This is a genomic window from Glutamicibacter arilaitensis Re117, from assembly GCF_000197735.1.
Classification (GTDB): Bacteria; Actinomycetota; Actinomycetes; order Actinomycetales; family Micrococcaceae; genus Glutamicibacter; species Glutamicibacter arilaitensis.
The window spans coordinates 3127381-3150795 of record NC_014550.1; the positions used below are offsets into that span (position 1 = coordinate 3127381).

21 protein-coding genes and 1 riboswitch are annotated in these 23415 nt (G+C 58.6%); of the genes, 9 read left to right on the top strand and 12 right to left on the bottom strand.

Features of this window, described 5'->3' with window-relative positions:
• Positions 1-32 precede the first annotated feature (32 nt).
• Together AARI_RS14950 and AARI_RS14955 are read right to left on the bottom strand one after the other, a co-directional pair.
• Positions 33-1817 carry an L-lactate permease gene (locus AARI_RS14950; RefSeq protein WP_041650145.1) on the bottom strand — a complete coding sequence of 595 codons (1785 nt, stop codon included), beginning with the start codon at positions 1815-1817 and terminating at the stop codon, positions 33-35.
• Between the two features lie 371 nt (positions 1818-2188).
• On the bottom strand, positions 2189-2986 hold the full coding sequence (locus AARI_RS14955; protein WP_013350114.1) for a dioxygenase family protein: 798 nt from the start codon (positions 2984-2986) through the stop codon (positions 2189-2191).
• Between the two features lie 502 nt (positions 2987-3488).
• Here AARI_RS14955 and AARI_RS14965 point away from each other — a divergent pair.
• On the top strand, positions 3489-3932 hold the full coding sequence (locus AARI_RS14965; RefSeq protein ID WP_013350115.1) for a MarR family winged helix-turn-helix transcriptional regulator: 444 nt from the start codon (positions 3489-3491) through the stop codon (positions 3930-3932).
• 65 nt (positions 3933-3997) lie between these two features.
• On the opposite strand, the gene AARI_RS14970 is transcribed toward AARI_RS14965, so the two are convergent.
• Positions 3998-7213: a DEAD/DEAH box helicase gene (locus AARI_RS14970; RefSeq protein ID WP_013350116.1), complete on the bottom strand. Its 3216-nt coding sequence runs from the start codon at positions 7211-7213 to the stop codon at positions 3998-4000.
• Positions 7214-7352: 139 nt separating this feature from the next.
• A riboswitch (SAM riboswitch) is annotated at positions 7353-7474 on the top strand.
• Positions 7475-7504: 30 nt separating this feature from the next.
• On the opposite strand from AARI_RS14970, the gene AARI_RS14975 reads away from it, so the two are divergent.
• Entirely contained in the window at positions 7505-8056 is a 552-nt protein-coding gene (locus tag AARI_RS14975) for an OsmC family protein (RefSeq protein ID WP_013350117.1), read from the top strand.
• A gap of 81 nt (positions 8057-8137) precedes the next feature.
• On the opposite strand, the gene AARI_RS14980 is transcribed toward AARI_RS14975, so the two are convergent.
• From AARI_RS14980 to AARI_RS14995, 4 genes are all read right to left on the bottom strand, one after another.
• On the bottom strand, positions 8138-9166 hold the full coding sequence (locus AARI_RS14980) for an L-idonate 5-dehydrogenase (RefSeq protein WP_013350118.1): 1029 nt from the start codon (positions 9164-9166) through the stop codon (positions 8138-8140).
• Positions 9167-9179: 13 nt separating this feature from the next.
• On the bottom strand, positions 9180-9950 hold the full coding sequence (locus tag AARI_RS14985) for an SDR family oxidoreductase (RefSeq protein ID WP_013350119.1): 771 nt from the start codon (positions 9948-9950) through the stop codon (positions 9180-9182).
• Between the two features lie 171 nt (positions 9951-10121).
• A complete protein-coding gene (locus tag AARI_RS14990) occupies positions 10122-10829 on the bottom strand; it encodes a FadR/GntR family transcriptional regulator (protein ID WP_013350120.1) in 708 nt (235 codons plus the stop codon).
• A gap of 24 nt (positions 10830-10853) precedes the next feature.
• On the bottom strand, positions 10854-12530 hold the full coding sequence (locus AARI_RS14995; RefSeq protein WP_013350121.1) for an L-lactate permease: 1677 nt from the start codon (positions 12528-12530) through the stop codon (positions 10854-10856).
• 146 nt (positions 12531-12676) lie between these two features.
• Between AARI_RS14995 and AARI_RS15000 the strand changes: the two genes are divergently transcribed.
• The 5 genes from AARI_RS15000 (at position 12677) to AARI_RS18725 (ending at position 17489) form a co-directional block, all read left to right on the top strand.
• Positions 12677-13441, top strand: coding sequence for a (Fe-S)-binding protein (locus tag AARI_RS15000; protein ID WP_013350122.1), 765 nt, complete (start codon positions 12677-12679; stop codon positions 13439-13441).
• A 17-nt stretch (positions 13442-13458) separates the two neighbouring features.
• Complete coding sequence (locus AARI_RS15005) at positions 13459-14910, top strand: LutB/LldF family L-lactate oxidation iron-sulfur protein (RefSeq protein ID WP_013350123.1); 1452 nt, start codon at positions 13459-13461, stop codon at positions 14908-14910.
• Positions 14907-15539 (top strand): LutC/YkgG family protein, encoded by a 633-nt coding sequence (locus AARI_RS15010; protein WP_013350124.1) that lies wholly within the window; start codon positions 14907-14909, stop codon positions 15537-15539. Before AARI_RS15005 ends, AARI_RS15010 begins: the two co-directional genes overlap by 4 nt.
• A 199-nt stretch (positions 15540-15738) precedes the next feature.
• The gene (locus tag AARI_RS15015) at positions 15739-16917 is read left to right on the top strand and encodes an MFS transporter (RefSeq protein WP_013350125.1); all 1179 of its coding nucleotides are present in this window, start codon (positions 15739-15741) and stop codon (positions 16915-16917) included.
• 125 nt (positions 16918-17042) lie between these two features.
• Positions 17043-17489, top strand: coding sequence for a DUF4190 domain-containing protein (locus AARI_RS18725; protein WP_013350126.1), 447 nt, complete (start codon positions 17043-17045; stop codon positions 17487-17489).
• A 138-nt stretch (positions 17490-17627) separates the two neighbouring features.
• On the opposite strand, the gene AARI_RS15025 is transcribed toward AARI_RS18725, so the two are convergent.
• Positions 17628-18170, bottom strand: coding sequence for a YceI family protein (locus tag AARI_RS15025; RefSeq protein WP_013350127.1), 543 nt, complete (start codon positions 18168-18170; stop codon positions 17628-17630).
• A 219-nt stretch (positions 18171-18389) separates the two neighbouring features.
• Between AARI_RS15025 and AARI_RS19740 the strand changes: the two genes are divergently transcribed.
• A complete protein-coding gene (locus AARI_RS19740) occupies positions 18390-18548 on the top strand; it encodes a hypothetical protein (protein WP_013350128.1) in 159 nt (52 codons plus the stop codon).
• Positions 18549-18700: 152 nt separating this feature from the next.
• Here the strand turns inward: AARI_RS19740 and AARI_RS15030 are convergent, their stop codons facing one another.
• From AARI_RS15030 to AARI_RS15045, 4 genes are read right to left on the bottom strand one after another with little or no spacing between them, the layout of a single operon-like run.
• Positions 18701-19678, bottom strand: coding sequence for a glycine betaine ABC transporter substrate-binding protein (locus tag AARI_RS15030; protein ID WP_013350129.1), 978 nt, complete (start codon positions 19676-19678; stop codon positions 18701-18703).
• A complete protein-coding gene (locus AARI_RS15035) occupies positions 19675-20403 on the bottom strand; it encodes an ABC transporter permease (protein WP_013350130.1) in 729 nt (242 codons plus the stop codon). The genes AARI_RS15030 and AARI_RS15035 overlap by 4 nt, the downstream gene beginning before the upstream one ends.
• Complete coding sequence (locus AARI_RS15040; protein WP_081461222.1) at positions 20400-21602, bottom strand: ABC transporter ATP-binding protein; 1203 nt, start codon at positions 21600-21602, stop codon at positions 20400-20402. Before AARI_RS15040 ends, AARI_RS15035 begins: the two co-directional genes overlap by 4 nt.
• A gap of 52 nt (positions 21603-21654) precedes the next feature.
• Positions 21655-22296, bottom strand: a complete 642-nt coding sequence (locus AARI_RS15045; protein WP_013350132.1) for an ABC transporter permease — start codon at positions 22294-22296, stop codon at positions 21655-21657.
• A gap of 219 nt (positions 22297-22515) precedes the next feature.
• Between AARI_RS15045 and AARI_RS15050 the strand changes: the two genes are divergently transcribed.
• A complete protein-coding gene (locus AARI_RS15050; protein WP_013350133.1) occupies positions 22516-23373 on the top strand; it encodes a fumarylacetoacetate hydrolase family protein in 858 nt (285 codons plus the stop codon).
• Positions 23374-23415 lie beyond the last annotated feature (42 nt).

Consider the following 23415-nt stretch of genomic DNA (forward strand, 5'->3'; position numbering starts at 1 on the left):
CCTTTGTGCCTATTTCCGCCTTCTTGCGATGCCTAGCGGACTGCGGCCTGCTTCGCCGCATTGTCACGCTTGATCATCCATGCTCCGATGGCGATCAACGCCAGCAGGAGCAGAACCAACATGATGGTCCCCGGGTTCAAGCCAATACCGTACACGAACAGGTACGCGATGACGCCACCAGCCAGGCAGTAGTAGCTGGTAACCAGAATCGTCTTGCGCAACAAGTCACCCTCGCGACCCAGCAAGCCCACGGTTGCCGAAGCAGCCACGATGTTGTGGATCGAGATTGGATTGCCACCGGCACCGCCGACAGCCTGGGCTGCCACAATCGCTTCCGGATCGACACCGATTTGCGCACCGGTGGAGAACTGGAACTGCGAGAAGGTCAGGTTGGAGATGGTGTTGGAGCCCGCAACGAACGCACCCAAAGCACCGATCCACGGCGCGATCAACGGCCACACACCGCCAGAAATCGCCGCTGCACCCTCGGCCAGCGTCACCGGGATACTTGCCAGACCCGAGTCATTCAGCTCAGGTCCGGACTGGATCAAGATGCGTACTAGCGGTACCGCGAAGAGCAGGGCTACCGCAGTACCCCACAACTGGGCTGCCGAAACCTTGAAGGCTCGGGCAATCTGCGCTCCGCTCATCTTGTGCAACACGAAGGCGAGGCAGGAAGCCAAGATCATCATGAAGCCAGGCAGGTAGAACGGCTGAATGGAAGTGGTGATTCCGGTACCGAGAATATCGGCCACTGGAATCTGCAGACCGGTCAGGAAGGTTTTCACTTCCGGAATTACGCGGGTCAGAACCAACAGCACACCCATCAACAGGTACGGCGACCAAGCGCTGAGCTTGCCAACGGTAATGGTGCTGTCAACAGCGTTTTCCGGATCCAGCTTGCCGCTCCATCGCTCGTTCCAACTCGGACGAGGACCGAAGTCAAAGACATCCTTTGGCATCAGGAAGCCACGGCTGGAGGTGAACATTACCAACGCCAGGCCGACCAATCCACCAAATAGCGATGGGAACTCTGGGCCGAGGAAACGAGCGGTCAGCACCGAAGGCACGGTGAAGGCCAGCGATGCATAGATGGCAAATGGCCAGATTTTCAGGCCATCGCTGAAACGGCGTTCCGGGCCGAAGAAGCCAGTGAGCATGCAGACCATGATCAGCGGGATCAGCAGACCGATAATGCCGTGCATAAGTGCTACTTGGAAGCCGATGCTGCTGACGAATTCAGGCATGGTCAAACCGAGCACATTGATACGTTCGGCCACGGCTGGATCGCCCCCAAGACCCTGATTCACACCAATCAGAATTGGGGTGCCCACGGCACCGAAGCTAACCGGAGTGCTCTGGATGATCAGGCCAACCATGACCGCTGCCATTGCCGGGAAGCCCAGGGCCAGAAGCAGTGGTGCAATCACCGCTGCAGGAGTACCAAAGCCGGAAGCGCCTTCGATGAAGCTGCCGAAAAGCCAGCCAATGATGATGGCCTGAACTCGCCGGTCGGCGGAAATGTTGTTGAAGCCTGCTCGGATGGTGTTCATGGCACCACCCACCGTGAGGGTCGCGAGCAAGAGCAATGCGCCGAAGACGATATAAAGCATCGTTGAGGCAATTACCAGGCCTTCGATGGATGCTGCGAGCACGCCATTGAAGTCCATTTTCCAAACCCATAGCGCCACGATTACTGCAACGACGTATCCAACGGGCATGGCGTATTTAGCGGGCCAACGGAGGCCGGCAAGAAGAATGCCCACCACGAGAATTGGTGCCAGCGCCAACAGTGCGAGCACACCTAGGTTGTCCATATCCATGGTCCTTTCTGCCATACTCGCGCAGGGAATCCGCCCACACGCGGATTCGATCATTGCAACAAGATGACCTCTTATGGTCAGACCACTATGGTCTGACCATAAGAGCATACAGTGAAGCGCGTCACTTAGTGAGCGCACTCACGGGATTTAGGTGACGTAAATCATATTCACAGGCTATTTATCTACCCGTAGATTTGGACTGACTCTGTGTTTCTCGAATCGACTCCACAGTGGATTGCCATTTTAAATTCTCAAAAATTTTTTAGAACAACTGCATCGTCCGCGCCTGCAAGGTCGCTTAATACGCAAGAGGTGCGGCACCTTGCGGTGCCGCACCTCTTATCCCACCTACCCTCGGGCGGTGATTAGCTCAATGTCCACGAGCGCTTGGATAGACCGAACCAGAAGCCATCAATGGCGGTTTTGGCATCAATCCCACCTGACGCGTAGGCCGCGCCCAAGGCGACGTACAGCGGAGCCCAGTGCTCGGATCGCGGGTGCGCCTCACGCGCAGCCGGAGCCTTATGTAGGTAATCAAGGATGGAGTCCACATCCCCGCGGGCCATAGCCTCCTCGGCCCAGTGGTCAAACTCGCTGGAAGCTGAAGGCGGGGTTGAATCCGGTCCCCCAGCTGGGTTGAACCAGCGCAGATTGTGGGTGGTGAACCCGGAACCGACAATCAAGGTTCCCCGCTCGCGCAAAGGCGCCAGGCTCTTGCCCAGCTCGAAGAGCCCTGTAGGATCCAGCGTTGGCATGGACATCTGCACCACTGGCACATCGGCCTCCGGGAACATTTCCTTCAGCGGAACATAAGCGCCGTGGTCCAGCCCGCGTGACTCATCGCGCTGCACGTGATGACCATGGGCCGAAGTCAGCCGCTCGACTTCGTTGGCCAGCTCAGGCGCCATGGGGGCGTCGTACCGAACGTCGTAGTACTTCTGGTCAAATCCCCAGAAGTCATATACCAATTCATTCTTCTGGACAGTGGCACTCAGTGACACCGGCGCATTTTCCCAGTGCGCGGAGATCATCAGAATGTCTTTTGGCTTCGCAAAGGTGTCGGACCATCCGGCCAGTTCCTGGGTCCAGCGTTGATCGTCAGCCAAGGGCGGCGCGCCATGGCTCAGGAACAAGACGGGAGGAGTATCGGGCCGCTGATTCATGATTTAAACTTACCAACCATTAGTTGAAGCGTCAAGAAAGTTAAATGGCTATCTTCCACACCGTTTAACACCACCAGACAGCTTGTCCAGATCATCAAGGAAGTCATGGCGCAATTCAACTTCCGATAACACCGATTTCACCAGAGCTTGGATCCTCTTGAAGATCGCGTTTCCCGGGAGCCAGAGCATTTGTCCTCCGAAATGGAATTTGCCTGGCGCAAATTTGCGCTTGATCAAATCCTCGCAGATCAGCAAGCTTGAGCAATGAGAAATTCATCTAAATGCACGAGTGAATCATGCAAGATACCCCACTATTACCAGTGACTGAATCGATAGCATGGAAACCGCTGACCTCCCTCCTGCCTTCGTGCTGCACTGAGTCCTGGCGCCAGCGCAGAGCTATCGCTGACTCGGGTGGATATCCATGGCCGGAGCCCGGAGCGTTGAGCATCAAGCCCGTCAAAATCGTCTTTGGAGAACATTGAACTTTAGAATGGTTTCCATGCACGAAGAAGACTTGATGCAGACCGTTGAAGATGAATTCACGGCCATCTTATTGCGCGCCCGCCAGATGCTGATCCGTCGCGCCAAGATCATCCATCCCGATCTGCAGGATCCGGGATACCGCCTGCTTGCAGTTGTCATCCGTGACGAGGCACAGCAACAAGGAGCCCTGGCAGAAAAGCTGCGCCTGGATAAAGCCACCGTCTCGCGCCTAGTGCAGCATCTTGAGTCCTTGGAACTTGTCACCCGTACCCAGGACCCATCCGATGGCCGCGCCCAGCTGGTCTCGGCGACCACTCGTGCCAAGGAAAAGTGGCGTACCAGCGGCAACACGCTGCGTCAGGAACTGCGCCGCCAACTCAAAGAGTGGGAAGCTGCCGAATTGAAGAATTTCGGCGACCTGCTGCACCGTCTGAATACCAGCTTCGACGAGATTCTCTAGCGAACTTTCGAGCACCCAGATCTAGGAAACTCTTAGGTTTTCAAGACTTCAAGTTCGTGGCCCGCTTATTCCATCAGCGCCAAGAAGTCGCTCGCGTTCAATGAGGTGCTCTGCGCTGCCTCCGCGCTCTCTCCCAAGACATCATTGAACAGCTGGGTCTTCTTGGCTTGCAGCGCCAGCACCTTGGATTCGATGGTGTCTTTTGCTACCAAGCGATACACATAAACCGGACGCGTTTGTCCGATGCGATGAGCACGGTCAATAGCCTGCGCCTCAGCCTGCGGGTTCCACCAAGGATCCAGCAAGATGCAATAGTCCGCCGAAGTCAGGTTGATGCCGAAGCCGCCAGACTTCAGCGAGATGAAGAAGACCGGGAACTGCTCTGCGCTGAAGCCATCAATCAGTTCCTTTCGCTTTACTCCACTGGTTGCCCCATCAAGGTACCCGTGGTCGATACCCAGCTCCTCAGCGACCTGGCGAGCCTTTTGGAGGAAGCCGGTGAACTGGCTGAAGACCAGAATCTTGTGCCCTTCAGAGACCGCATCTGCCATGAGCTCTCGCAGCATTTCCAACTTCGCGCTCGGGGCATCGCCCTCCCCCACGAGGGATGGGTCCAAGGCAAGCTGGCGCAGCAGGGTCAGCGATTGCAGGATCTTGAATCGGTTCGAATCCACGTCATCAACTAAGCCCAGAACTTCTTGGCGTACCCGTTGGAAACGGCGGTCATAAGCCTTGCGATGCCCGGGCTCCAATTCAACTTCCAGCACCTGTTCTGTCTTGGCTGGAAGCTCTGGAACGACCTGCTCCTTGGTGCGGCGCAGCACGAACGGACGCAGGCGGCTCTTCAACCGTTCAAGCCGTTGCTGGTCCCCGTCGGCAATTGGCTTCTGGTAATTATCTTTGAAGGATTTCGCCCCGCCCAGCAGGCCCGGTGCTGCCAGCGAGACCAGCGCCCACAGTTCCAAGAGGTTGTTTTCCATCGGGGTACCAGTGACCACGAATTTGCACGGAACCGGCAGCTGGCGTGCTTGCTTATAGCCCTTGGAAGCGTGGTTCTTCAGCTGCTGCGCCTCATCCATGATCATCACGCTGAAACCGGCGGCTTCAAAATCTTCGTAGGCCAGGCGGAAGATCGTATAGCTGGTGACGACCAGCTGGACGTCGCCGATCTGCTCGGTGATGCTCTGTCCGCTCTTCTTAGCCGTCGAGGTTATGCCGGTGACGCTCATCTGAGGCGCAAAGCGCTGCGCTTCATTGATCCAGTTGCCCACCACCGAGGTCGGGGCCAGCACCAAGAACTTCTGCGCTGGATCTTCAACCCGGGCTTGTTCAAGGCAAGCCAGAAGCTGAACTGTCTTGCCCAACCCCATGTCGTCGGCCAGCACACCGCCCAGACCGTGGACGCGCAGGAAGTTCAGCCACGACAGGCCCTGGCTCTGATAAGGACGCAGCTGGGCGTTGAAGGACTCCGCTAGCTCGACCGGCTGCATCTGTTCGTTGCCGTCCAGCTCTTTCATGGTCTGCAGCCACTGGTTGTGCTGGGCTTCAATAATTCCCAGATCAACCAGTTCCTGCCACCAGTCGATGCTCAACTTATGGATGCGAATTGTTTCGCCTTGGACCGTGCCCAGTTCCCCGGCTTCCGTGATCAGCTGGCGCAGCTGAGTGAAGTCGGCACCAGCAATCGGGATGACCGTCAGGTCATCCAAGATGAGGTATTCGTCTTGCTTGGTCAAGGCCTCCAGCAACTGGGCGAACGGAACCTTGATTTCATCGATAAGCACTTCCACCGACAGGTCGAACCAGTCTCCGGTGCTTTCCCCAGCTTCAACACTGACGGTGGCTGGCTCATGATTGATCCGGTACTTCGGGAGCCTGTTCTGCTCATCAATGACCACATCGGGATGCTCAGCCAGCAGTGGCAAGACGTAGACCAAGAAGTCGATGGACTCGGAGGTGGTGAATTCCTTGGACGGGAAAATACCCGAAGAAGTCAGTTGGCCCAAGGAAGCCTGGGCACCGAGCTTATCCTGGACCGAATCGGCGATCTCCTTTTCGACTGCACGCTGGCGCGGTCCCTTGCTGGTGTATTCCCACGAATAGCGCACGGTTAGTGGAGTTTGGATGCTCTCCAACCAGACCTTGAGGCTAGGACGTGCTGGAACCGGAATCGGGTAGCTTTCATCTTCGCTTTTCAACGGTGCCATTAGGCGCAACCGGTCCAGATGCTGTTGTTCAAAAAGTTCGATGCTTTGCTGCGGAACGGTTTGCGCTCCGGATTCAATAAACGTCGCCAGTTCCTTCGTCACCGGTTCAGCAAAGAGTGCCAAACCGATTTGCTTGGACTTCGGCAAGGGGCTGGAGGCATAGGCCAGCAAGGTCGGAGGGTTGCCTATCGGCAGCAGGTAGGTATGCTCTGCGCTTGGTCCATGCAGTTTGCCTTCCATGACCAGCCCATATTCACCGCGCCGCAAATCCACATGGGCCAGGGCTGGCTGCTCGCTGAACTCTACTGGCACTTTGGCCGCTGAACCGCCGTTGACGATCTGCACCCCGGCTTCGCGCAGGGATTCAAAGGCATCCAGCAGGTCCTGGCCGGGCAGGTTCATCAGCGAGATCCAGTCCTTGGGATCCCAGGAATGGCGGTAGGTATCTTGTTCTACGTGCTCGCGCAGCCGGTCCAGTTCAACCAGCGCACGGCGCTGCTTCTTGGAAAATCGCGCGTCGAAGGCCACACTGCGCCAGCTGACCCCGGTCTGGATCCACGGGCTCTTGGTGCCTTGGCGGGCCGGACGCGCCTGCAAGGTCAGCGCGTCCTCGCCGCCGTAGCGTGGTTCACTGACCACCTTGAGGATCAGCCCCAGTGGTTCTTCGGCTGCCAGCGGCTCATCAACAATAGTTGGAAGCAGGCGGTCCAAAGTGTGTTCCCACTGCGGCTTGCTGTTGCGTTTCCACGCGTGGGGGTCCACCCCGGAATCAGAAACGTAGAAGCCTTGGTCCTCTTCGGTAGTCACCTCGATGAGCAAGGCGGCGACATCCTCGCAAGACTGCACACCTGGATGCTTCCCGCAGAAGCTGCTGAAGCTGATATTGCCCCCGTGGATTTCCAGCTGGGCCATCACCGAATCGCGCAGCACCACTGCCGAGATGCGGGTGGAGCCGGGTTGCATGTCCCGGTTGGCAATCTGCACTTTTCCGGAATCGCACAGGAACTGACCCAAGTCGTATTCGGATTCGGTCACCAGTGTCTGGGCCGCAGAAAGTGTCAGCTGGAATTCCATACTCGCCGTTCGTTGTTCGTGCAGTGGGCACCCGAAAGCTAAATTCCATCTTAGCCAGCTCCCCGACAAGATGCTTAGTGAAGAAAAGTTACCCCGCCCTTTACTCACAGGCAACGTGGCCGGTAGAAAAGAACCATTGAATCACGAGTTCCACTGCTTGAGCCCTGGCTGAGTGGACGGCAACCCTCCTTCGTCATTGTGCGGGGTGCCCCAGGTGAAGATTCGACGCATCTTGACCGCCAAGGTGCGTAAGCGATGGCGCCCCTTGCGCCAGAAAGGGGATTAATTCCCATGACTAACGCAGCATCTACCCTCAGCATTTCCGAGGACCGCGCCCAGCGCCTGCAAGAAGCAGGCCATGGCTGGGGCAAACGCATTTCAGCCGCCCCGCAAAGCGCCAAGCTGACGTTCACCGTCGAAGGCGAGGGCTTCGATTCGGTAGCCAGCAACATTGTGTCCGGCAAGCATTCCTTCCAGGTCGATGAGCCTGCCGCATTGGGTGGCAACGACGTGGCCGCCAGCCCAGTGGAATACGCGCTGGGCGCACTCATTTCCTGCCAGGTCGTGGTCTACCGCTTGTATGCCCAGAACCTTGGCATCCAGGTGGACGACGTGAAGATTGTGGCCAATGGCCACCTCGATGTCCGCGGCCTGTTCGGCATCGACAAGGCCATCCGTCCGGGCTTCTCCTCTGTGGATCTGGACATCCAGATTGCCGGCCCGGAATCGGCCGAACGCTATGAGGAGCTGCGCCAGGCAGTGGACGCCCACTGCCCCGTGCTGGATTTGTTCGCCAACCCGGTACCGGTGCGTACCGCGGTGAGCATTGCAGCGGCCAATTAACGTCCGCTAAACCAACCAAGTAGCCGCCGCGGGCCCTGGCTTCGGGGGCTGCGGCGGCGCACTTGCGGTAAAGGCGGGCTACTACCCGAGGAAGTTCAGCAAGACCTTGCCGGACTTCGAAGAATTCTTGGCTGTTTCAAAGGCTTCGAGGCCCTCGGCCACCGGGAATTCGTGGGTTACCGCCGCGGAAATCTGCAATGAGCCATCGGCCAGGGCAGCAAGCACCTGGTCGATTTCGCCGTTGAAGCGGAAGGACCCGGCAAGTTCCAGCTCGCGGGTAATCGCCAGGGAAATCAGTGCAGGTTGCTCTCCCGAAGGCAGCAACCCGACCATGACCACGCGCCCGCCGCGCACAGCACCGCGCACCGCCGAGGCCAATCCGCGGTAATTGCCGCTGGCCTCGATCACCACATCGGCGTTCACCTTGGCAATTGCATCCTGGTCATCGGCACGCAAGGTGGATGTGGCACCCAGTTCCTTGGCAATTTCCAGCGGCTTATCGTGCATGTCCACCGCGATGATTTCCTCGGCTCCGGCACGCTTGAGCACGGCCACGGCCAGCGCTCCGATCGGGCCAGCGCCAATGACCAACGCCTTCTTGGCGGCAACCTCGCCGGCTCGCGATACCGCATGCCAAGCCACTGCGGCTGGCTCGGCCAGCGCAGCGTCGCGCAGCGACAGTCCGGCAGGCAGTTCGCGAAGCATCCGGGAGGGCAGATTCACCTCGCGCGCAAAGGCGCCCTCGGTATGCGGGTAGCGGGCAGCCGAGCCCAGGTAGGTGCATCCCGGTGAAAGGTTCGGGCAGGCCTCCGGATAAGGTTCCCCGGTCTCCCCTGGTGTTGCAGGGTGCACCGCAACTTTGGTTCCGGCTGGCGGACCACTGCCATCGGCGGCGGCTTCAATGACAGTTCCCACGATCTCGTGTCCGAGAATCATCGGTGCTTTGAGGATGGATTCCCCGGCGGCGCCGTGGCTCCAGTAGTGCAGGTCCGATCCGCAGATGCCGCCGTACGCGATGGCGATGCGTGCCTCATTTGTTGCCGGTGCTGGCAGCTCGATCTGCTCGATGCGCAGGTCCCCGGCCGCGTGCGCCACGACGGCCAAGGTCATGTTGGACAGGGTGCTAGACGACAACGCTCATGCCTCCGTCGATGAAAATGGTTTGCCCGTTCACGTAGTTCGATCCACCCGAGGCCAACCACACTGCTGGGCCTGCCAGGTCCTCGACGGTTCCCCAACGGCCAGCCGGGGTGCGGCCCAGGATCCAGGAGTTGAATTTCTCGTCATCCACCAGATTCTGCGTCATTTCGGTGTGGATATAGCCCGGTGCGATGCCGTTGATCTGAAGTCCTGCTCCGGCCCATTCTGCGGTCATGGCGCGGGTGAGATTGCGCAGTCCGCCCTTGGCCGCGGTGTAGGCGGAGATGGTGGGTCGGGCCAGGTCGGTTTGCACCGAACAGATGTTGATGATCTTGCCTTCGCCGCGTTCTACCATGCCACGTGCGACTTCTCGGCCTACTAAGAAGGCGCTGGTGAGGTTGGTATCGATCACGCGCTGCCAGTCGGCGACTTCCAGTTCCAGCATGGGCACGCGGTGCTGGATGCCTGCGTTGTTCACCAGGATGCGGATGGGGCCGATGGTCTTTTCGATGGCGGCGATATTCTCGCGCACAGCGGCGTCATCGGTGACATCGAAGCAGACGCTATGGATTCTTTCTGCGCCGTAGCAGGCGGCGAATTCGGCGGCCGTTTTGTCAAGCCTTTGCGCATCGCGGCCGTGCAGGATGATGGTGGCACCGGCATCGGCCAGTGCTTTAGCAAGTTCGCGGCCAATGCCGCGGGAGGACCCTGTGACCAAGGCCAGTCGTCCGGACAGGTCAAAAAGTTGGCTCATGAATTCCCTCGCAAGAAGTTTCGATGGTAAATCGACGGGAACTGACCTGCGATATGAACCTGCTGTTGCATCCGAAAAAGTAGCCCCGTCGCTGTCCAAGAATATATCAGATATATAAGGGTCGAGGGGCAATAAAGTCCGACTTATACGGTCGAAGTTTAGCTGTGGGCGCTAGCGGGTCTGCGAGTAGAACCAGTTGATGTGCTCTTCGAGCAGCTGGGCTGCGCGCTCGCGCTGCCCGGTGGCAAATGCGTGGTGGATGGCCTTGTGCTGGCGGCGCAACACGCGCACCACCGGCTGCCAGGCCTCGTCGCTGGGCACCGAGTCGGAGACGTAGTCGCTGATCGAGTTTCGCAGGGATTCCATCATGGATTCAACCACCGAATTCCCGGCCATGGAGGCCAGGAGCACGTGGAACTCGGCGTCAATGCGGTGGAATGACTCGCGGGAAAGCTGCGGATCGTCCATGCGCATGATCAGCACCGCGGTGCGGTCGATGACCTGCTGGGCGTAGACCGGGTCGCGGGGGTTCATCTGCGCGGCCCAGGTTTCCAGCAGGATGCGCGACTCGACGATCTCGCGGACGTTGATCCCCTTGGCTGCCAAGTGCAGCCGCAAGGCCTGCGAAATGCCGGCCGAGGGATTGGAGATGATCACCGCTCCGGAGTTCGGCCCGGAGCCAGCAGAGGTCTTGATAATACCCATCACATCAAGGATGCGGATGGCATCGCGGACCGAAGCCCGCGATATCCCATGCCGCTCCGCGAGCGCACGCTCGCCGGGAAGCTGGTCCCCTACGGATAGCTTCTCTGTGCGCAGATCCTCTTCAATTGCTTGGAGAACGATCTGGTACGCACGCGGAGCTGGGTTCATTGACATCGGATCTATTTTAGCCGGTCAGGGCTATGGCAGCATCCAGGACAGTACCGGCGTGGACTGCAGATACACCAAGCAGCACAGCACCAGCAACATGCCTACGGACCAACCGGCAACCTTCTTGAGGATCACCGATTCCTGGCCTTCCATCTTCACCGAGGTCGCGGCGATGGCCAGGTTCTGCGGGGAAATCAGCTTGCCGACCACGCCACCGGAGGTGTTAGCGGCAACCAGCAGGTTCGGATCGATGCCGGCGTTGATGCCAGCAGTCTGCTGCAGCTTGGCGAACAGTGCGTTGGCCGAGGTGTCCGAACCGGTCACCGCGGTGCCGATCCAGCCCAGGATTGGGGACAGGAAGGCGAAGAACGCGCCGGTGCCGGCCAGCCAGGTGCCAATGGTGATGGTCTGGCCCGAAAGGTTCATCACGTATGCCAGGCCGAGGACCGAGAGGATGGTCAGGGCTGCGAAGCGCATGTTGTAGATGGTCTTGCCGATTTCGGCAGCGCCTTCGCCGAAGGTCATGGCGTACTTGCCGTTGCCGTCGTTCTTTGCGTAGACCAGGGCCACGATCAGGCCGGTGATCAGCAGCAAGGTACCTGGCGAGGAGAGCCACTGGAAGTTGTAGATGGTAGAAGTTACCGCTTCGCCCTCGGCGTTCAGGATCTTGCCGTCCAGTCCCGGCCAGCCGAACTTGATGTCAGTGCTTGCCAGCCATGCGGGAATGTCCACGCCCAGCTTCCACAGCTTGGCCACGCCGAAGATGACGATAACCAGCAGGTACGGGAACAAGGCCATCCAGGTGTTGCCCGGGTGCAGCTTGGCGTTAGCCTCGTGGGGAATTGCGGCAGCCTCGGCGGTCAGCACGCGCTGTCGTGCTTCGTCGGCACCCTTCGGGGTCCAGAAGCGCAGCAGGATCACTGCCGCGGCCAGGCCGATCAGCGAGGCGACGATATCGGTCAGCTCGTAGGAGAAGTAGGTCGAGCACAGCCACTGGGCGACGCCGAAGGAGATGCCGATGGTCAGGGTTGCTGGCAGGGTCTGGCGCATGCCGCGCCAGCCGTCGAGGATCAGTACCAGGATCGATGGCACGAACAGTGCCAGCAGTGGCGATTGGTGGCCGACAATGGCACCGATGTCAGCAGCAGGGATGCCGGTCAAAGCACCAGCGGTGGTGATTGGGATCGCCACGGCGCCGAAGGCTACTGGGGCGGTGTTGGCAATCAGCACTGCGCAGGCAGCGCGCAGCGGGGACAGGCCCAGGGCCAGCAGCATGGTGGCGGTAATGGCCACCGGGGCCCCGAATCCGGCCAGTGCTTCAAGCAGGCCGCCGAAGCAGAAGGCGATCAGCACGGCCTGGATGCGCACGTCGCCGCCGCCGATCACGTCAAAGACACGGCGCAGGTCCTCGAAGCGGCCGGACTTCACGGTCACCTGGTAAAGGAAGATCGCCATGACGACGATCCAGACGATTGGGAAGGCACCGAAGACCATGCCCATCAGTCCGGAATTCAATGCCATTCCGACTGGCATGTTCCAGCCGAAAATGGCGACAATAATAGCTACGACTAGCGAGCCAAGGCCTGCCCAGTGGGCCTTGACCTTGATAACTGCCAGGAGCACGAAAAATGCTACAAGCGGGATCAGCGCGACAAGTGCTGAAACAGCAATGCTCCCCGCAATCGGATCCGTGGATGGTGTAAACACGGTGTGGGCGTCCTTACTCGAGATGGTCTGACCATATGTGGTCCGACCACCTACGGTACAAGGTGAGTGCCATCACAACAAGTCTTGACTATTACGAAGATTCTCGCATAGTATGGTCTGACCACACCCTGAAAGAGTCATTTATTATGCGAATTGCTCTCTTTGCCACGTGCATTGTGGATGCTATGTATCCGGAAACCGCCAAGTCGACCGTGAAAATCCTGGAACGCTTGGGCCATGAAGTAATTTTCCCGAAGGCGCAAGCCTGCTGTGGGCAAATGCACATGAACTCCGGCTACATGCCTGAAGCCCTGCCAGTGGTAGAAAACCACATTAATGCTTTCGACACCGAAGACTACGATGTCGCTGTTGCCCCATCGGGCTCCTGCGTCGCTTCGGTCAAGCACCAGCACCCTTACCTGGCGGAGCGGCTGGGCAAGCCTGAGCTCAAGGAGCGCGCCGTTGCCGTTGGCAAGCGCACCTATGAACTGAGCCAGCTGCTGGTCGATGTCCTGGGAATCACCAACGCAGCCGAGCAGCTGGGCAGCTACTTCCCGCAGACCATCACCTACCATCCTTCGTGCCACGGCATGCGTTCGCTGAAACTCGGCGATCGCCAGCTGGATCTGCTCAAGACCGTGGGCGGGATTACCGTCAACGAGCTTCCAGAAGCAGATCAGTGCTGCGGCTTCGGCGGTACCTTCTCCATCAAGAACTCCGATGTATCCTCGGCGATGCTCGAAGACAAGATGAAGAACATCTGCTCCACCGGTGCTTCGGCCTGCGCAGGCGGCGATGCCTCATGCCTGATGCACATCGGCGGCGGACTCTCGCGCACCGGTGCCAAGCCAAAGACCTTGCACCTGGCCGACATCCTGGCCAGCACCATGGAAGAGACGGTGTCACTGTGACTCAGGTATTCCTCGGCATGCCAGCCGGCGGACAGGGCAACCTGTTCGAGACCGAGCCCTTCCCCAAGGCGGCGCACCGCGAACTGGGCAACACCCAGATGCGCAAGAACCTGCGCCACGCCACCCACACCATTCGCGACAAGCGCCTGAACGTCGTGGGCGAACTTCCTGACTGGGAAGAACTGCGCGACGCCGGCAGCGCAATCAAGAACACAACCATGGCCAACCTCGAAGATCGGTTGGAGGAGTTCGAGAAGAACTTCACCGCCCGCGGAGGCATTGTCCACTGGGCACGTGACGCCGACGAGGCGAACAAGATCGTCACCGAGCTGGTCAAAGCGACCGGTTCCCAAGAGGTCGTCAAGGTCAAGTCCATGGCCACCCAGGAAATCGGCCTCAACGAGCATCTGGAAACCGAGGGCATCGAGGCCTTCGAGACCGACCTCGCCGAGCTGATCGTCCAGCTGGGCAACGACAAGCCAAGCCACATCCTGGTCCCGGCCATCCACAAGAACCGCACCGAGGTGCGCGACATCTTCCTCAAGGAGATGCCGGTGGTGGATCCGAACCTGACCGATGAGCCGGCCAAGCTGGCCGAGGCCGCCCGCAAGCACCTGCGCAAGAAGTTCCTCTCCGCCAAGGTCGCCATCTCCGGCGCGAACTTCGCGCTGGCTGACACCGGTACCCTGGGCGTTGTGGAATCCGAAGGCAACGGTCGCATGTGCTTGACCTTGCCAGAGACCCTGATCACCGTCATGGGCATCGAGAAGGTCCTGCCCCACTGGGAAGACATCGAGGTGTTCATGCAGCTGCTGCCCCGGTCCTCCACCGGCGAGCGCATGAACCCGTACACCTCGCTGTGGACCGGCGTGAGCGAAGATGACGGTCCGCAGAACGTGCACATCGTGCTGCTGGATAACGGGCGAACCCGTGCCCTGGCCGACCGCTTCGGCCGCACCGCGTTGAACTGCATCCGTTGCTCGGCGTGCATGAACGTGTGCCCGGTCTACGAGCGCACCGGTGGCCACGCCTACGGTTCGACCTACCCGGGCCCAATTGGCGCGATTCTTTCGCCATTGATGACCGGCATCGAGGTCGAGGAAAATGGCTCCCTGCCATACGCTTCCTCGCTGTGCGGCGCGTGCTACGACGCTTGCCCGGTGAAGATCAACATCCCGGAAATCCTCGTGCACCTGCGCGGCGAAGATGTGGATGCCAACCGCGATAAGCACAAGCTCCCTACCCAGATGGATCTGCTGATGAAGGGCGGATCCTGGGCATTGGGCAAGGGCAAGAACCTGGGCCTGCTCGAAAAGGCCTTGCCATTAGGCCGTTTGGCTGCTGGCAAGGATAAGAAGATCAAGAAGCTTCCGGGTATCGCCGCAGGATGGACCGCCAGCCGCGACATCCCTGCCCCGCCAAACAAGTCCTTCCGCGACTGGTGGAGCGACGAGAAGGAGTCCAAGTGAGCGCAAAAGACGAAATCCTAGGACGGATCCGTTCAGCGTTGGCCGACGCTCCGGTCGCCGATGAGATTCCCCGCGAATACCGCAAGACCTCGGAGATGGGCGAAGCCGAACTCATCGAGCTGCTGGTCGACCGCCTGGTCGATTACAAGGCCGGTGTGGACGTCATCGACGCCGCGCAGATTCCGGAATTCGTAGCTGCGAAGCTCACGGATGCCAACAGCGTGGTCTACCCGCACGGCTTGGATGCCGGCTGGCTGTCCGCACTGGGTGCGGATATCGAACAGCGCGTCGATGCCCCAGGCGCACGCCTGAGCATCGCTGAGCTGGACGGCACCAGCGCCGTGGTCACTTCCTCGGCCGTTTCGGTTGCCGAGTCGGGCACCATCATCCTTGATGGCGAGCCAGACCAGGGCCGCCGTGCGATCTCGCTGGTTCCGGACCACCATGTGTGCATCGTGCCGATCTCCTCGATCGTGCGCCTGCTGCCAGAAGCCATGCCCCGGTTGACCATCACCCGTCCGCAGACCTGGATCTCAGGTCCGTCGGCAACCAGTGATATCGAGCTGGAGCGCGTCGAAGGCGTGCACGGTCCGCGTACCTTGGATGTCCTGATGGTTCGCGGCCTGTAAGGCTGGCATATATAAAGCTTTCGTGGCCGGTTCCCTCCTCCTAAACCTCCAGGGAACCGGCCACGAGTGCATTTAAAACCAAATATCGCTCCGCCTTCGCGTCATGTGCCCGGTGTTGCTGTCATCCAAGTCAGCATCGCGGGGCGCATTCTGCTTTCATGGGGTAGGAATGCGAAAGAGTCTCGGATGAAGGACGGGCATGAAGACGCAGCAGGAGCTTGAGCCTTCAATAGGTTCAGTCCCGGATTCGGCTTTGCGCTTTGTAGGCTTCCTTTCCTTCTTTGACCGCTATGGCACTGCGCCGATGCTGGTCGCGCTCTCGCTGGGCACTTCGCTCAGTTTCGCCCAAGCGGTCCAGCTGATCGCTTCCTATGCCCTGTTCTATGCCATCGGCCAGCCGATCTGGGGCGTACTCAGTGATCGCTTCGGTCGCTTGGCGATATTGCGCGCCGCGCTTACCGGTGCAGGCCTCAGTGCAATTGCCAGTATCCTTTTCACCGGCTTCATCCCGCTGCTCATTGCCCGCTCGCTCACCGGACTCTTGTTCGGCGCATTGTACCCAACGCTGATGACGCTGCTGGGTGATACCCGTACCGGGGTGGAACGCGCGCGGGGCCTGTCTGACTTGCAGATCTATTCCTCGCTGGGCACCACCTTGGCAACACTGGCTTCTGGCGCGGTGGCGACCTATGTGGACTGGCGGCTGGTGTTCGCGCTTCCTGCATTCGGTTGCGCCGCGGCCTTGTTCTCCTTGCGGAAGGTCGCGGAGCCTGCGCATTCGCGTGCCAGGTTCAATTTCCGTGCCGCTGTACGTCCCATGAATTTGGCGCTCTACGCGATCGTCTTCCTCGAAGGCGGATTGCTGATGGGACCGCTGACCTATATCGTTCCGGCTCTGCAAGAGTCGGGTGTCGAGATCGGCCTGGCCGGAGCGCTTGGCTGCGCTTTCGCCCTGGGCGTGATCCTCGGTGCACGCCTGATGCGCAAGTTGGTGGCACGCTTTTCTCGAACCTGGCTCATTGGCGGTGGAGGCCTGCTGCTCAGCGTGGCATTCCTTCCCTCGGCGCTCTTCCCCTCCCCTGCCTCATACACCGTCACCGCATTTTTCCTGGGGGCCGCGAACGCGATCATGCACTCATCGATGCAGGGGTGGGCCACCGACATCTCCCCCGACGCGCGGGCTACTACCGTTTCCCTGTTCGTTTTCGCCCTTTTCGCGGGCGCTTCTGTAGCAACATACCTGACTGCAGATTTGGCGCAGCACGCTCAGTACGGACAGATCTTCGGAATCGGTTTGGTACTTAGCTTTGCCCTCGTGCTGCTGGCAACTGGCACCCACGCATTGTGGCGGCGCAAGAATCCCCCAGCTTCGCTTTAGGCCACGGTATTTTTCAGCGTTCTAGCTTGCTGGCGCTTTTCCTGCTTATGGATCAGCCACGGTGCGAGAGAAGGTGGGAGAATACTATTTCAAGGGATTCACTCGTACTTTGAGAGCAGGCTGCCATGACAACTCCGAATAATGAACCACGCAATCCTTACGCCACGGGTCAGCAAGGCCAAAATAGCCAGTATTCACAGTATCCGCAGTACCAGGGCAATGCCCAGAATCAGGGATACCCGCAATACCAGCAGAGCCCTTACCAACACCATCAGCCCGGCTATCCGGGATACCCCGGCTATCCAGCAGGGCCGAACATGGCTGGAATCCAGATGGCCCAGACCTCTATGGTCTTGGGCATCCTCTCAATCTTCTTCATCGGCATCATTCTGGGCCCTCTGGCCATTGCCAAAGCGAACCGTGCCGAGCGCGAATTCAACACCCCTGCCACAGCAGGCAAGATTACTGGCTGGATTGGTCTGATCCTTGCTCTGGGCTGGGTCGCCTACGTTGCCTTCATGATCCTCGTAGTATTCAGCGTCCCAGCCGTCTCGACTCCCCAGGGTTTCTAGTCCTTGAGCTATCTGGCTGTGCGGGCCATATCCCAATCCCGCTTTAACGGCAAAGCCTCCGGCTCGATTTCTCGAGTCGGAGGCTTTGCCGGTATCGGCCCTTGCACCGTCATCCCCATGACGGCCTACGGGAAACTCTTACTCTGCAGTTGGCAGTACGAACGAAGCGTCGATTTCGATCTTGACCTTGTCGCTGACCAGAACGCCGCCGGCTTCCAGGGCAGCATTCCAGGTGATGCCGAATTCCTTGCGGGAGATGGTGGTCGAAGCGAAGAAGCCAACGCGGGTTGCGCCGAATGCGTCTACTGCTTCGCCGCCGAGCTCGGCTGCGAATTCAACTTCCTTGGACACGCCGCGGATGGTCAGATCGCCAACGAGAACGAAATCGCCTGCATCGCCCTTGACCGAGGTGGACTTGAAGGTCATGGTTGGGAACTGCTCGGCATTGAAGAAGTCTTCGCTCTTCAGGTGGCCGTCGCGGTTGGCGTCCTTGGTGTTGACCGATGCGATCTGGACGGTTGCCTCGACCGAGGAGTCAGCCAGGGTCTCGCCGGTGGTCAAGGTTGCGTCGAATTCGGTGAACGAGCCGCGGACCTTGGAGATGCCAGCGTGGCGAACCGAGAAGCCAATCTCGGAGTGCGATGCGTCGAGGTTCCAGGTTCCGGTGGTCAGTGCAGTCATGTCTGATTCCTTTCGTCGCGCCATCATGTAGTTGACGCCTCAATTTGTTTTGCTGATACCAGTATGACACTAATGAAGTTGAAGCGTCAACCACTTAGTTCAAAAAACTTTCATTTCCGTCAGCAGAAACTCAACTTTCGTCCCTGACTAGTGTGAATTGAAAGAAAAATATTCTCATTCTCCCCTTTACTCTGTTGCATTCATGGCTAGACTGAGGCCATGAGCGCAAATATCTCCGACCCCGACCATGCCCGCGAAGAAGCCGATCTATCTGCAGAGCTAGAGGAAGTTTGGCAGGAAGAATCCATTACCACCGCTGTCACGACCGAAATCGCCGATGAAGTCGATGGCGAGCTCGGCACCCGTGAGCAGCACTAAGTTCATGCTTTCTACCTGTCTCCATCCTGCAACCAAAATCAGTGAGGCGACACCAATCTCCCGTGAATCCTCGGCAACATTAAACTAGATCCCCGGCATCGGATTGAAGCCGGGGATCTAGTACTTGGTGCGTTGAATTATCAGCCTCCACCTTAAGGTTCAGAGATCAGCCCCTGGTCGATCATCCATTCGAAGGCCACATCGGCTGGTTCGCGTCCAACAACGTCCACCTGGTAGTTCAAGTCCATCAGAACCTGATCGGTGAGCAATGGTGCGATCTGCCCCATCACCTGCTGAACTTCCGGGTGCTTTTCCAAGAACTCGCTGTTGAATGCCGGAGCCGCGTTGTAGCTCGGGAAATACTTGCGGTCATCTTCCAAGACGGTCAAGTTCAATGCCTTGATACGTCCGTCGGTGGTGAAGACTTCGCCGAAGTTGCAGGCTCCATTGGCCGTAGCCTGGTAAATCGCGCCCACATCGTACAGACCGATATTGTCCTCAGGAACTTCCGAGCCACGTTCAATGCCGTAGTGTTCCAGCATTGGAGTCAGCCCATCACGACGCGAGTTGAACTCCGGGTCCACACAGAACGTCAGTTCATCGGATTCAAGCTCCTGAAGTTCAGAAAGCTTGGCAATTCCAAGTCGCTTGGTGGTTTCTTCGTTCATCGCCAAGGCATAGGTATTGTTCAACGGCGCTGGTTTTCCCCAGGTAATGCCGTTGGCAACATCTTCATCATGTACCACCTGCCACTGTTCCTGTTCACCGACCACCGGCTTTTCATGCCCAAGATAGGTCAGCCACGCGGTACCGGTATATTCCCAAAGCACGCTCGCATCACCAGCAAGCAAGAGCTGGCGGGCCGGCTGGGAACCAGGCACATTGGTCAGGTCGGTGACGTCATATCCAGCGGCCTTGAGCGCGATCACGGTGATCTTGCCCAGCAGCAACTGCTCGGTAAAGGCCTTGGACGTCACGGTCACAGTGGTTTCTTCAGGGTTCTCGACCAAAGGTTTGATATCGGCCGGTCCAGCTTTGGGCACCGTACCGGTCGAAGGGCTCAGTCCACAGCCGGTCAGGCCAACCAGCCCAGCGGCGAGTAATGCGGCGAATTTCAGTTTGCGGTTCACGAAAGTCCTCTCGGTCGAGCCACCTGTTCAACGACGCGGCCAAGCCAGTCAATCGTCAAAGCCAGAAGGGCCACAAGCAACGAGCCAGCAATCAGCACCACGTTCAGGTTCAGGTTCACGCCCGTGGTGATCAAGATGCCCAGCCCGCCGCCATTGATGAAAGTTGCCAGCGTTGCGGTACCGACCAGCAGTACCAAGGCCGTGCGGATACCTGAAAGCATCACGGGGACAGCCAAAGGCAGCTCAATCTTCACCAGTACAGCCATTTGGCTCATGCCGATTCCACGCCCGGCTTCCACCAAGCGTTCATCAACCTGTTGCAGGCCCACGATGGTGTTGGAAAGCACCGGAAGGATCGCGTAGATCACCAGGGACACAATGGCAGTCTTTGCACCGAAGCCCAACCAGAATGCCAAAAGCACGATCACGCCAATGGCAGGTGCGGCCTGTCCGAAGTTCGCGATAGCGCGCACCGCAGGGGCCGCCTTGCGCAACCCTGGACGGGTCAGCAATACGCCGAGGGGAATGGCAATCAGCAACACGATCAGCGCTGAGACAACGGTCAGCTGCAGATGCTCAAGGGCATAACCCCAAATCGTCCCCGGATCCAGCGTTTGTCGTTCCGTTTCGGTGAGGTCCGCTGTCACCAGCCACCCCACCAATATGGCAAAAGCAGCTGCGATTCCGGCTATTTGCCAAATCAAGCTGCGAGTTTCGGACCTCATGCAGATTCACCACCCTGCGCGGCGGCCGAGCTATCGATATCCACGACATTGATAGCTCCTGAGTTCAAGCCCACCGGAGCCTCATGTTCGGCATCCGCGGAGTTATTCGCTGCAGCGATCGCTTCCATCACGGTCTGGACGGTGATGATACCGGTAAGCACATCACGGCGCCCGGTAACCAGGGCCGATTCAGAGCTGGAGACCAGCATGGTGTCCAACGCATCGTTCAAGGTCGCCTGTTCGCCAACTACCGGCATATTTTCATCGTAAGTGCCCTCGATGATCTGTGCCCGCGAAAGCTGGCGGCGGTCCATCCGGCGCAGCGGACGTCCACGTGAATCAAGCACCACGGCATATTTGCGTCCCGCACCCTGAAGCTGCGAGAGCACCTCCGAAGCATTCTTGCCCGGAGTCGTGGTCAGCGCTTCCTCTAGTTCTACTTCGTTCACACGTGAAAGCGACAGCTGCTTGAGCCCTGCGCCTGAGCCAATGAAGTTCTCCACGAACTCGCTGGCCGGATTAGCCAGGATTCGCTCTGGGGAATCATACTGTTCCAATTGCGCACCCTCGTTGAAGATCGCGATCCAATCCCCCAGCTTCACCGCTTCATCGAAGTCGTGGGTCACGCACACGATCGTCTTTTGAACTTCAGTCTGGATATTCAGCAATTCATCTTGCAGTCGCTGGCGCGTAATCGGGTCAACGGCACCGAAAGGCTCATCCATCAGCAAGACAGGAGGATCGGCAGCCAAAGCACGGGCCACACCCACACGTTGCTGCTGCCCACCGGAGAGTTCCTTGGGGAACCGGTCGCGGTAAAGTTCTGGATCCAAGGACACCAGCTCAAGCAGCTCATCTACTCGAGCGGCGATCTTTTCCTTCGACCAGCCCAGCATCTTTGGAACCATTCCGATGTTGGTTGCCACGGTCATATGCGGGAACAGGCCACCGGCCTGGATCACGTAGCCGATACGGCGGCGCAATTCATCGCCGTTCATGCCGGTCACGTCTTCTCCGTCGATGACGATCTTGCCGCTGCTCGGCTCGATCAGACGGTTGATCATCTTCAGCGTCGTTGTCTTGCCGCAACCCGAAGGCCCGACGAACATCACGATGGAACCGGCGGGGATCTCCAGAGTCAGGCCACCCACGGCCGATTTCTTCTGCCCTGGGTAGGTCTTTGTTACCTCTTCGAGCATGATCGAAGCGCCGGTGACGTTTTCGGCCACGGTATTTTCAGAAATCTTGTTATCAGACACGGATACCTCGCGGGGTAGTCAGTCGGCCAACGCCGAGCAAAATCAGGTCAAGGATGAGCGCTAGGATGACGACGCCAACGACGCCGGTAATCACGGAATTCAGGGAATTTGCGCCGCCAAGGCGCGAGAGCCCTTGGAAAATGAATCCGCCAAGGCCTGGGCCCAGTGCATAAGAGACTACGGCGGCAACGCCCATTACCATCTGGGCTGAAATTCGCACGCCGGTCAGGATTACCGGCCAAGCAATGGGAATTTCTACCGATATCAGCGTCTTCATCCGGCTCATGCCGATACCGCGCGCTGATTCGATAATGGTTGGTTCGATATTGTTCAGCCCTACGATCGCGTTGCGCAAGATCGGCAGGGCCGCGAAGAACGTCACCACGATGACTGCTGGCGTGACGCCAAAGCCCACCGGGACAATAAGCAAACCGATCAAGGCAAAGGATGGAATGGTTAGGCCGATGGCGCTGATGCCGTTAGCCAATCCCGATAAAGACTTATTGCGGTATACCAATACGGCAATAAGCACAGAAATAATTGTCGCTAGAATCAAGCACTGCGCAACAAGCGAGAAGTGCTGCCACGAGGCGAAGAGGATATGGCGAGATCGCTCGCCAAAAAAGTCACCCACATTAAAACCTACTTCACTTTAGTTTCGTATACAGATCAATAATTTACATCTGGTCTTTCAGACCGGAGCATGCCATGAGTTTAGCCGTGTCCACGAGCCTTGGCCATGTTGACAGCGTCGCGTATGACAGTGATTCGGCCCTAGCCGAATCAGCAGGTGCTGTATATCCGAGTACGCAATATGGTGCACTTTCAGCAAGAAATGTAGTGAGATAGAGTCATGAAACTTGCCACGCTCCGCCTCGCCAGCGAACCCGGCCATACCACTGCAGCTGTCATTGAAGATGGCCGCGCCTATTACCTGGACAATCTGGATACGGTGCAGCGCTTCCTGCGCCTGGATGACTCCAACCAGCAGGAAGTGATTGCTCGCGCTTTGGTGGGTGATTCCATCGCCGAGGGTGAAGCAGACTATGCGCCGCTGATTCCGAAGCCGGAGAAAATCTATTGCGTCGGGCTGAACTACAAGACCCATGCGGCTGAGGTCGGCGAAGAGCTGCCCAAGTACCCGACGATATTCGCAAAGTTCGCTTCCACGCTTTGCGGCGCCAACGACAGCATTGAAATTCCCGTAGAAGACCACAGGGTGGACTACGAAGCCGAGTTGGCAATCATCATCGGTAAGCCGGGCCGCCGCATCTCCCAAGAAGATGCCGCCTCGCATATTGCCGGCTACGCCGTCTCAAGTGATGTGTCCATGCGCGGATATCAAGGCCGCACCCAAGAATGGCTTCAAGGCAAGATCTGGGATCGCTCCACTCCCTTGGGCCCTTGGCTCGTCACCGCCGACGAACTGGATCCGGCGGCCCGGATTACCAGTACGGTCAATGGCACCGTGGTGCAGGATGAGAAGATCGACGACCTGATTTTCTCGGCCGCCGAGCTGGTTTCCTACCTTTCGACGTTCAACGAGCTGCAGCCAGGCGACGTCATCCTGACCGGCACGCCTTCAGGTGTCGCCTTGGGCCGCCGCGACGAAAATGGACGCCATCCCTGGCTCAAGCATGGCGATGTGCTTGAAACCTCGATCGAAGGCCTGGGTACGTCAACGGTCACTTTCCACGCACCGCAGAACTGATTCCCTTGCTCCCTCCTGGGCCTGCCCGCAACTGCGGGCGGG